Raw genomic sequence first — 8,481 nt, 5'->3', positions numbered from 1 at the left:
TCGGCAACGGTCGAGTCAATGTCCTCAGCGCCTACGACTGGTCGGGCGACCACGAGACAGAACCGACGCCAGTCGAACCGGACGTCGTTCGCATTCCGCTCATTACCAACCCGAGCTTCGGCGACATCGTCGCAAAGAGTCATCCAATCGTCGAAGAGGGAACAGAGGTTACCGAGGGGGCGATGATTGCCGTTCCGGGACAGGACGGCATCAGCAATAGCCAGCACGCATCCATCGACGGTACCGTCACCGCCGTGACGGAGACACACATCGAAATCCGTCGTAATTCGAGTGGGGAGCGCTCGGCTGGCGACGTGCTGGCTCACGAACGGATGGTATACTGGACGTGGTGTAAGGAATGCGGCGCATACATCGCTCGCCCCGAGTGGGACCAACTCGGTCCGGGAACGGAGTACGTCTGCAAAGACTGCCGGTGAGCTGAGTGTCGTGAGGTCCGTGGACCCCTCCCCGTCCGTACCCATAGGTCTACAGCATTATAGGACGAGTACGAGGAAGCATGGCCGCCGCCAGACAGATTCGGCTTGCCGGTGCTGCCCTCAGACTGCTTGTTACTCACTCAGATTGCTAGTTGCTCAGGGTGGGAGTTGGGTCGTAACGTCCGACCGAATCCAAGCGTTCGCGTTCGTTTTGTCACAGACGACGTAGCTCTCTCCGTCCTCGTAGCCGGTAAAATCGTCTAAATCGGTTCCCTTCGATTCCGTCAGTTCGGCGATTACTTCGTGTGATTCAGTGCGCATGGATGTCCGTTCGAACGACAGCTCAACCGTCGTTCCAATTAGCTATCCACATCAATGGAAAACCCCGTTAAATGGTCTGCGGCTAGAGAGTTATAGTGTGTATATATCCCATGGCACATCGGCACATGTATATTCAATTACATTCCGAGGATTCCCTGAGCAGACCTACCGCGACCGCTTCAGCGACCTACCCGGCCAAAGCCGCGTGCTTCTCCACCGCTTGTTCGCCCAGACGGTTACACTCCTCAAGGAAGTCGAGAAAGTCGACTTCAACCCAACGTCATCTGTCTATTCGACACAGCAGTATCATCAATCTTTGTACGGCGATTCTTCACCGAGTGCTTCTTCCCTCCAGACGGCGTCAGAGGTCTCTTCTTCGCCCCAGTCGACGTATGCGTCCTCGAGCATTTCAACGACTGCGTGTCCGAGGTCGGTCAACTCCGCCCGAGCATTCGATACGAGGTCCTCTCGGGTGGACCACTCCGCCGGGGGATTCGGCACTTCGAATCGAAGTCGCTCCTCGACCGGGTCCCAATAGAAGTCCAGTTGTTCGAAGAGCCCACGACCACGGATAGTTTGGTACTCCTCTTCGGTCAAATCCGTGTACGTGGCCCATTCACTGAAAGCCTCATTCCACGCACCATCTCGTAGAATCTCCTCTAACTCTTCCCGACGGAGGTTGCTCGTCCCAAGTACTTCCGGAGCTTCGAACTCACTGGGTAAACCACGGTTCGTCAGGTCGGGTGGGTCTGGACTCTCGACATCGAGCACCATAACCGAATAATTCGTCCGCCAAAAGGATAAATCAGTGTCTTATTTTCCAAGTAAGTCATCCTACAACTAGCTCCGTGAGCTTCCTCCCTGCATCCGTGTGAGATTCGTTCCAAGTGAGTTTCCCCGATACGAGAACCTTCACCCGAGTCGACCGCTTAGGGACAACAGTCGGCCTGTTTGGGGATAACAGTTGACTTGTTTGAAGGACAACGACCTTACGTGGGTGCCAATGTTCGACCGAATCCTAGTACCGACAGACGGTAGTGACACCGCAGAAGCAGGTGCCGAAGCGGCCATTGTACTCGCCCGCCAGTTCGACGCTGAGTTACACGTCGTCCACGTTTTCGAACCCAATGAACGTCCGCCAGACGAAGACGAGGGGGAAGAGATGCGCAGCCATCGTAGCGAAGAAGCCGCAAACGTGGTGGCTGAGATGGCGGCGGATGCAGATGTCAAGACAACGGTGGCAGTGCTAGAAAGCGACGGCTCGGTTCACGAGGATGTCCTCGATTACGCCGCTGAGCATGGTGTGGACTGCATCGTGATGGGGACGACCGGTCGGACAGGCCTCAACCGATACGTCTTCGGAAACGTCGCAGAAAAGACGATACGAGAGTCGCCGATACCGGTCGTCACTGTCCACGAGGACACTACCATCGACTCAGCGTTCGACTCGATACTGATTCCAACCGACGGGAGCGACTATGCTCAGGCCGCTGCCAACCACGCTATCGAACTGGCTTTGGCGACCGAAGCGGCACTTCACATCGTCCACGTCGTCGACGTTGGCGTCGTGACTGGCAGCGTCAACACCGCCGCAATTCTCGACGCGCTCGAAGAAGCTGGTGAACAGGCGCTCCAAGAAGTCATCGACCAAGCTGAGGAGGCGGGTGTATCGGTGATCGAGGCGACAGTGCTGGGTGGGTCACCGTACCGTGCCATCGTCAAGTACGCCGACGAGCACGACATCGACCTTCTGGCGATGGGAACGCATGGTCGGACCGGGGTGGACCGGTACTTTTTGGGGAGCGTCACTGAACGTGTAGTTCGACGCACCGAGGTTCCGGTACTGGTCGTCTCAATACCGGGGCGAGCAGACTGAGGGTGGAACCGGACCGGGGTGTGAGAACCGTTGGGTTTCTCACTCACTTTCGAAGTCAGACGGCGACTTGGGGACACGCTTCCCAGGGTCGGTGACTAATAACGGTCAGCACATCTCGTTTCGAGACACAAACGACCCCTCATCGGCCAAAACCCACTCCGAGAGTAGTGTCTGTTCGTCCTTCGGAACCGGTGAGATTGTACACCGCTCGCCGCCGTCTGCACGACGCGTGATGTGGGATATATACGTCGCTCGTCGTGCCGGCGGCGGCGGTGTCCATTCGTCGGATTCTATCGGTGGGGAGTCCACGCTGCTCAACCCCTCCCGGATTGAACAGGCCGGACGAGCGGCCGCGTGGTCCAGAGCGACCAATGCGGTATCATCTCGTTACTCCCCTTCGAGCATCCACCCGAAACGTTTCTCCCAGTATTCTGCGTCTCGGGGCTTCTTGGTCCGGCCTTGGGTCTTCTTATCACGTATCTGCCGTTCGACGACCTCTCGTGCCTGATTGATTGCGTGACTTGCGCCGTAGCCCTCGCCGGAGCCAAGGTACAGTCCGCGGTCGGTGTGCAGACGGATTCGAGCGAACAACAGTGGCGTCCCGCGGAGCTTCTCGTCGTGTTTTTGGAGGTGAATCTTCGCATCCAGAACGTTCATTCCGTGGTCCTTATCGGCGAGATTGTCGATTGTCGTCACGATTTCGTCGTACGATAGGTCATCTAGCAAGTCAGAACCGTAGATCTGGACGGCCCGGTTGCCCCCCGCTTCCCACGTGAGTGAGTCGAGAACATCGGTTTTCGTCACGATACCCGACGGTTGCCCGTCGACTATGACGACAAGTGAGGACCCCTCGATGGCGAACATCTTTTCGACAGCAGACTCGAGCGTCTCTGATGGACTGATAGTCCGAACCGGCGAGACCATCACGTCCCGAACCGGCAGGTCGAGAATTCGCGCGAGTTCTCCTTCCCGGGCACCGAACCCACCCTTCCGAGACCGACCGGCACTGCTGGATAACGACCCACCATACGAGTCTGTCCCGCTGGCATCGCCGCCCTTGCTCTGGCGTTCCGATCTCACTGTGAGACCGACCACGTCGTAGAGGCTGAGAATACCGACTGCCGTGCCATCGTCGACGACGGGGAGATGGGTAATCCGATTATCTCGGAAGGTGTGGAGTGCCTCACCGACCGTGGACGTCGGTTCGACCGAGACGAGACCGTTAGTGTAGACGTCGTCGACGGTGGCTGCATCCAGGAATGGTTTGACTTCCTGGAGGATGTCATCGGCCGTGACGACACCAATCAAGTCTCGCCCCTCGAAGACCGGCAGAACCTTCGAATCACTGTCGAGCATGAGCTGTGCGACTTTACGAACGTCCTCGTCGGGTGTGAGTCTAGGAACGTGCCAAACGAGCGAACCGATTTTCTCTGCGGGTTGGTGGTGCGAGGTAGCGAGTTGTCTCCTCGTGATGACCCCTTCGAACTCCTCTCCGTGAACCATGACGCCCTTGACGGTGTGGTCATCGAACGCACCGACGAGTTTAGAGACGGGAGTTTCGGGTGTGAATTCGACGTACTCTTCTGAGACGATATCGGTGATGTTCATCGTGTTGAGATGTGTTTGCTTCTCTGTTGGTCGCGTTCGATTCTTCCTGACAGGAATGCCAGCACATACCATTTCATCGCGGAGCGACAAGTGTTTATCTGTCAGTTCGACATTATGGAAGCAAGAGGAGCTTTCGGCGTAGTGTTCACCTTCGAAATCGCATCCGTGACAGCTCACCCCGGAATTTCGACTCACTCCCTCTTGATGAGGTTGTGTTGCTCGAAGTACAACTGAAGTTCCCGAATCGACGTCATCACGACGTCACAGTACTCCTCGACGACGGGTTCTGGAGCGAATCCGATTGCTGTCCCCGCTATGCGGAGCATCGGAAGGTCCTGGCTACCGTTGCCGACCGCAATCGTCTGTCCAAGATCCAGCCCTTCGGCGAGTGCCAATTCCTCCAGTGCGTGGTCCTTCTGTCTATCAAGCAGGGGACCTTCGACAGCGCCGGTCAACGCACCATTTTTCACGACGAGATTATTTGCGATGATATGGTCGACTTCGACGCCCGCTCGCTGCAATGCCGCTTCGACCCCTCGTTCGAAGCTTCCGGTGATGATGGCGACAGACAAACAGGACTGACGGAGGTCTGATAGCATCTCGGCAGCACCGCTTCGTAGCTTGCAGCGACTGAACGCGGCGTCGACCTTAGATTCTGGCATCCCTTCGAGGAGTGAGGCGCGTTGTCGAAGACAGGTCGTGAAATCGACATCGCCACGAATTCCCTGTTCAGCGATACCTCGTATCTCGCCCGCCATATCGTACGTGAAATCCAGTGAATCCAGCGACTTAGCTCGCGTCGGTGACCCGGGGCAGGCATCTAAATTGCAAACAAAATGAAGGTCAGAATTACAGACGTACCAATGTAACTGATAGTCAACAAACGTGTAGTTGTCGTTACTACGCAACTAAAAACCAGGATACGCCGGCTACCCGATCGAATGCCAATTCAGTCCTCGGCCTGTTGGAATGTGATAAGTGCTGTTTCATTGTCATGTGGTTCCGTGCCAAGTACGACCTTGTCGCCGATGGCAATGTCGTCGGGAGTCGCGTCCCGGAGCTGTCCTGTGAGGGAAACTCCCTCGTCCAGTTCGACAAGGACGACAGTGTAAGGTGTCTCACCGTGGAACTTTGGAATCGTGACTGAGATTTCGGTGAACGATAAGATCTCTCCTCGTTCGGAAAGCGGCTCCTGGGTTAGTTCAGTCGAGCCACACGCAGGACAGAGCTGTCGAGGTGGGAGCGTCCCGTGTCCGCACGTCTCGCAGACGAGGTACTGCTGGTCGCCCGACGCAATCGCATCGGTGAACGCGTCGAACCACGCTGGCATACTTACTCACCCCCCAGGATAGTCACTGTCGTACTCGCACCGCTCCCACCGACGTTGTGGGCGAGTGCAACCTCCGCCTCCGAGACCTGGTTCGGATGGCGTCCTTCGAGTTGCTTGGTCAGTTCGACGATTTGGCCGATGCCAGTTGCTCCTACCGGATGGCCCTTCCCAATGAGGCCACCCGATGTGTTGACCGGGATGTGACCGTCGGCTGCCGTTTCACCTTCGACCGCACCGCGTGTCCCCTCACCGCGCTCATAGAAGGAAAGCGCCTCAAGCGCCAGTATCTCCGCGATGGTGAAGCAGTCGTGGACCTCGGCGACGTCGATATCGTCGGCCGTGACGCTGGCGTTCTCGTATGCTCGCTCAGCGGCACGTTCGGCTGCCGGAGTCCGACTAATGGCCGCCCGGTCCTGCAGCGCGAGGGCGTCACTCGACTGGCCGGTCCCGAGAACTTCGGCCGACGTTTCGAGGCCGTGGTCGGCCGCGAACGTATCGCTGACCACGATAGCGACGCTGGCACCGTCTGAGACTGGGCAGGCGTCATAGAGGGTGATAGGCGTCGCGACAGGCTTTGATTCGACTACCTCTCTCACGGAGAGTTCTTTCCGAAACTGCGCGAGCGGGTTGTCGACGGCATGTCGGTGATTCTTGACCGAGACGGCGGCCAAATCCTCACGCATCACGTCAAACTCGTGCATGTATCGGCGGGCCATGAGCGCATAGATTCCGGGGAACGTCAATCCCTGCTCGTTCTCGTAAACATCGTCAGCCGCGTTGGCTAAGGCATCGGTCACGTGCTCGATGTCCGTTGTGGACATCATCTCGACTCCACCAGCAAGCACCACATCGGCGTCTCCGGATTCGACGGCTTGAACCGCCTGACAGAACGTCGCTCCCCCGGACACACAGGCACTCTCGATACGGACCGATGCTGCCTCACGGGCTCCGACGTGATCAGCCATGAGTGCCCCAATGTGACCCTGGTCTTCGATAAGACCGCCCATGAAATTCCCGATATATACGGCGTCAAGGTCGCCGGGCGAGATATCGGTCTCGTCGAACGCCTTGACGGCCGCTTCACTGAGGAGTTCACGCGACGATGAGTTGGGATGTTTGCCGTATGTTGTACTCGCAGCGCTGGCGATTTTCGTCCCCATAGTGCTAGTGAACAACACAGTCTATCGACTAATATCTCACTGCGAGTTCTCACATGATTGGAACCGGTTGTATTTCTTCACGGGTGAGGACGACAACTGACAGAACTCGGAGCCCAAAAGAATCAGAGGAGATAGTTTCTAGTGCTCGTGGTGGGAGGTCGTCTTCTCGAACTCGCTTGCGATGGTATCCCAGTCGATAACCTCGAAGAACGCGTCCACGAAACCACCGCGGTCGGGGCCGTACTGGAAGTAGTACGAGTGTTCCCAGACGTCGAGGGCGAGAATGGGGTGGGCACTCCAGAGCGCACCATCGTTGTGCTTCTGGACGGCGAGGTTCCGGAGCTGTTTCGTGACCGGGTCGTAGACGAGCAGTGCCCACCCGCCGGCGGGCCAACTGGCGGCCTCTCTGAACTCGGCCTCCCAGCCCTCATAGGACCCGAAGTCGCTCTCGATGCGGTCCCGGAGGTCACCCGTTGGTTCACCGCCGCCGCCGTTCGGCGTCATACACCGCCAGAACAGATGATGGAGGTAATGGCCGCAGCCGTTGTGACTCACCGAGCGCATGGCAGCCGCCGAGCCGTCCATGTCACCCGACGAGCGGTTCTCTCTGAGCGTCTCCTCGGCAGCGTTCAGGCCGTTAACGTAGCCCTGGTGGTGAGTATCGTGATGCCACGCGAGGATCTGCTCGTCGATGTGCGGTTCGAGCGCGTCGTAGTCGTATGGAAGCGGTGGAAGCTCCGCCTCTGAGAGTTCGGACATGGGTTGTTCCCGTTCTTACATCATCGTCAATCATTATCAAGATGAGCCATCAAATCCTTCAGGTTGAGTGACTGCCTGCCAGCGATAAAATTCAAAGCGAGCGCCTGAGTCAGGTCCCGAGGCAGTACACGCAACGAAGAAGGTCCAGGATAGGTATCATCTGGATTCGTTATTCCTATCGGGGTGAGACGTAATCGCATTCGCCTACGCACTCTTCTTTGAGTGGGCTTTCACCGAGTACCTGCTCTGGTTTAGCCCCGCTCCGGAAGACAGTGACACCTTTGAGGCCGAGGTCACGTGCGGACAGAAATATCTCCTTGATATCGTCGACAGAAGCCGACTGGGGGAGGTTAACCGTCTTACTCACCGCGTTATCAACGTGGCGCTGGAACGCGGCCTGAACCTTGAGATGATGGTCGGCGGGAACGTCGTGGGCCGTCTGGAACAGTCGCTTCACATCGTCTGGAACTGCCTCGACATCTTGAATCGTGGTTCGGCCGTGGAGTTTCTCCACGAGGTCTGCGGAGTAGAACTCCCGCTTCTTTGCGATGTCAACGAAGCGGTCGTTGACAACCTCCAAGCCGCCCATCACCTGCTTCGTATAGACGACGCTGTATATTGGTTCGATACTTGCCGAAGAGCCGGCGATGAGCGAAATCGTCCCTGTGGGGGCAATCGTCGTGGTCGTGACGTTCCGCACCGGCTCTTCGTAGGAGGAGTTCTCCCACGCCGGGAACGGGTCGCGTTCGTTCGCCAGTTGCTTCGACGCCTTCCACGCTTCGTCGTGAATGAACCCCATCAACTCCTCTGCAAATTCGACGGCGTCCTCGGAGTAGTACGGAATTCGAAGGTCAACAAGCATGTCGTGGAATCCCATCACGCCCAGTCCCAATCTCCGAGTCTTGGTCACCATCTCTTCGCTTTCGGGGACGGGGAATTCCGGCATCTCTATCGCATTGTCGGGAAATCGGACGGCGAGGTGGACGGTCG

Annotated in this window: 10 protein-coding genes and 1 pseudogene; 2 read left to right on the top strand and 9 right to left on the bottom strand. The window is 57.4% G+C overall.

All coding sequences use genetic code 11. From position 1 onward, the window contains the following. Positions 1-437, top strand: a pseudogene (locus tag QT222_RS11485) (NADH dehydrogenase subunit); the annotation flags it as partial. Positions 438-593: 156 nt separating this feature from the next. On the opposite strand, the gene QT222_RS11480 reads toward QT222_RS11485, so the two are convergent. Together QT222_RS11480 and QT222_RS11475 are read right to left on the bottom strand one after the other, a co-directional pair. Next, entirely contained in the window at positions 594-758 is a 165-nt protein-coding gene (locus QT222_RS11480) for a DUF7331 family protein (protein ID WP_491477249.1), read from the bottom strand. Between the two features lie 309 nt (positions 759-1,067). Next, complete coding sequence (locus QT222_RS11475; protein ID WP_004060602.1) at positions 1,068-1,532, bottom strand: DUF7992 family protein; 465 nt, start codon at positions 1,530-1,532, stop codon at positions 1,068-1,070. Between the two features lie 229 nt (positions 1,533-1,761). Here QT222_RS11475 and QT222_RS11470 point away from each other — a divergent pair, with 229 nt between their 5' ends. Further along, positions 1,762-2,634, top strand: a complete 873-nt coding sequence (locus tag QT222_RS11470) for a universal stress protein (RefSeq protein ID WP_004060603.1) — start codon at positions 1,762-1,764, stop codon at positions 2,632-2,634. Positions 2,635-2,739: 105 nt separating this feature from the next. On the opposite strand, the gene QT222_RS11465 is transcribed toward QT222_RS11470, so the two are convergent. From QT222_RS11465 to QT222_RS11435, 7 genes are all read right to left on the bottom strand, one after another. Continuing rightward, on the bottom strand, positions 2,740-2,943 hold the full coding sequence (locus QT222_RS11465; RefSeq protein ID WP_014732721.1) for a DUF7511 domain-containing protein: 204 nt from the start codon (positions 2,941-2,943) through the stop codon (positions 2,740-2,742). A 78-nt stretch (positions 2,944-3,021) separates the two neighbouring features. Next, positions 3,022-4,242, bottom strand: coding sequence for a CBS domain-containing protein (locus tag QT222_RS11460; protein WP_004060604.1), 1,221 nt, complete (start codon positions 4,240-4,242; stop codon positions 3,022-3,024). Between the two features lie 191 nt (positions 4,243-4,433). Then, a complete protein-coding gene (locus QT222_RS11455) occupies positions 4,434-5,000 on the bottom strand; it encodes an HAD family hydrolase (protein ID WP_491477248.1) in 567 nt (188 codons plus the stop codon). 191 nt (positions 5,001-5,191) lie between these two features. Further along, the gene (locus QT222_RS11450) at positions 5,192-5,572 is read right to left on the bottom strand and encodes a Zn-ribbon domain-containing OB-fold protein (RefSeq protein WP_491477247.1); all 381 of its coding nucleotides are present in this window, start codon (positions 5,570-5,572) and stop codon (positions 5,192-5,194) included. A 2-nt stretch (positions 5,573-5,574) separates the two neighbouring features. Then, positions 5,575-6,732 (bottom strand): thiolase domain-containing protein, encoded by a 1,158-nt coding sequence (locus tag QT222_RS11445; protein WP_004060607.1) that lies wholly within the window; start codon positions 6,730-6,732, stop codon positions 5,575-5,577. A 138-nt stretch (positions 6,733-6,870) separates the two neighbouring features. Beyond that, on the bottom strand, positions 6,871-7,491 hold the full coding sequence (gene sod / locus QT222_RS11440; RefSeq protein WP_004060608.1) for a superoxide dismutase [Mn]: 621 nt from the start codon (positions 7,489-7,491) through the stop codon (positions 6,871-6,873). 175 nt (positions 7,492-7,666) lie between these two features. Next, the coding region (locus QT222_RS11435) for a ribonucleotide reductase barrel domain-containing protein (RefSeq protein ID WP_491477246.1) at positions 7,667-8,481 on the bottom strand (815 nt) is incomplete at its 5' end.

The sequence above is a fragment of the Haloferax sp. s1 genome (assembly GCF_058382125.1).
The sequence above is the reverse complement of the archived record's forward strand: the minus strand, read 5'-3'. Positions and strand labels throughout refer to the sequence as shown.

Bases quoted from the DNA above. Each gene is read 5' to 3' on its own strand.
- QT222_RS11455 (WP_491477248.1), bottom strand. From the start codon at position 5,000: ATGGCGGGCGAGATACGAGGTATCGCTGAACAGGGAATTCGTGGCGAT.
- QT222_RS11450 (WP_491477247.1), bottom strand. From the start codon at position 5,572: ATGCCAGCGTGGTTCGACGCGTTCACCGATGCGATTGCGTCGGGCGAC.
- sod (WP_004060608.1), bottom strand. From the start codon at position 7,491: ATGTCCGAACTCTCAGAGGCGGAGCTTCCACCGCTTCCATACGACTAC.
- QT222_RS11475 (WP_004060602.1), bottom strand. From the start codon at position 1,532: ATGGTGCTCGATGTCGAGAGTCCAGACCCACCCGACCTGACGAACCGT.
- QT222_RS11445 (WP_004060607.1), bottom strand. From the start codon at position 6,732: ATGGGGACGAAAATCGCCAGCGCTGCGAGTACAACATACGGCAAACAT.
- QT222_RS11470 (WP_004060603.1), top strand. From the start codon at position 1,762: ATGTTCGACCGAATCCTAGTACCGACAGACGGTAGTGACACCGCAGAA.
- QT222_RS11480 (WP_491477249.1), bottom strand. From the start codon at position 758: ATGCGCACTGAATCACACGAAGTAATCGCCGAACTGACGGAATCGAAG.
- QT222_RS11460 (WP_004060604.1), bottom strand. From the start codon at position 4,242: ATGAACATCACCGATATCGTCTCAGAAGAGTACGTCGAATTCACACCC.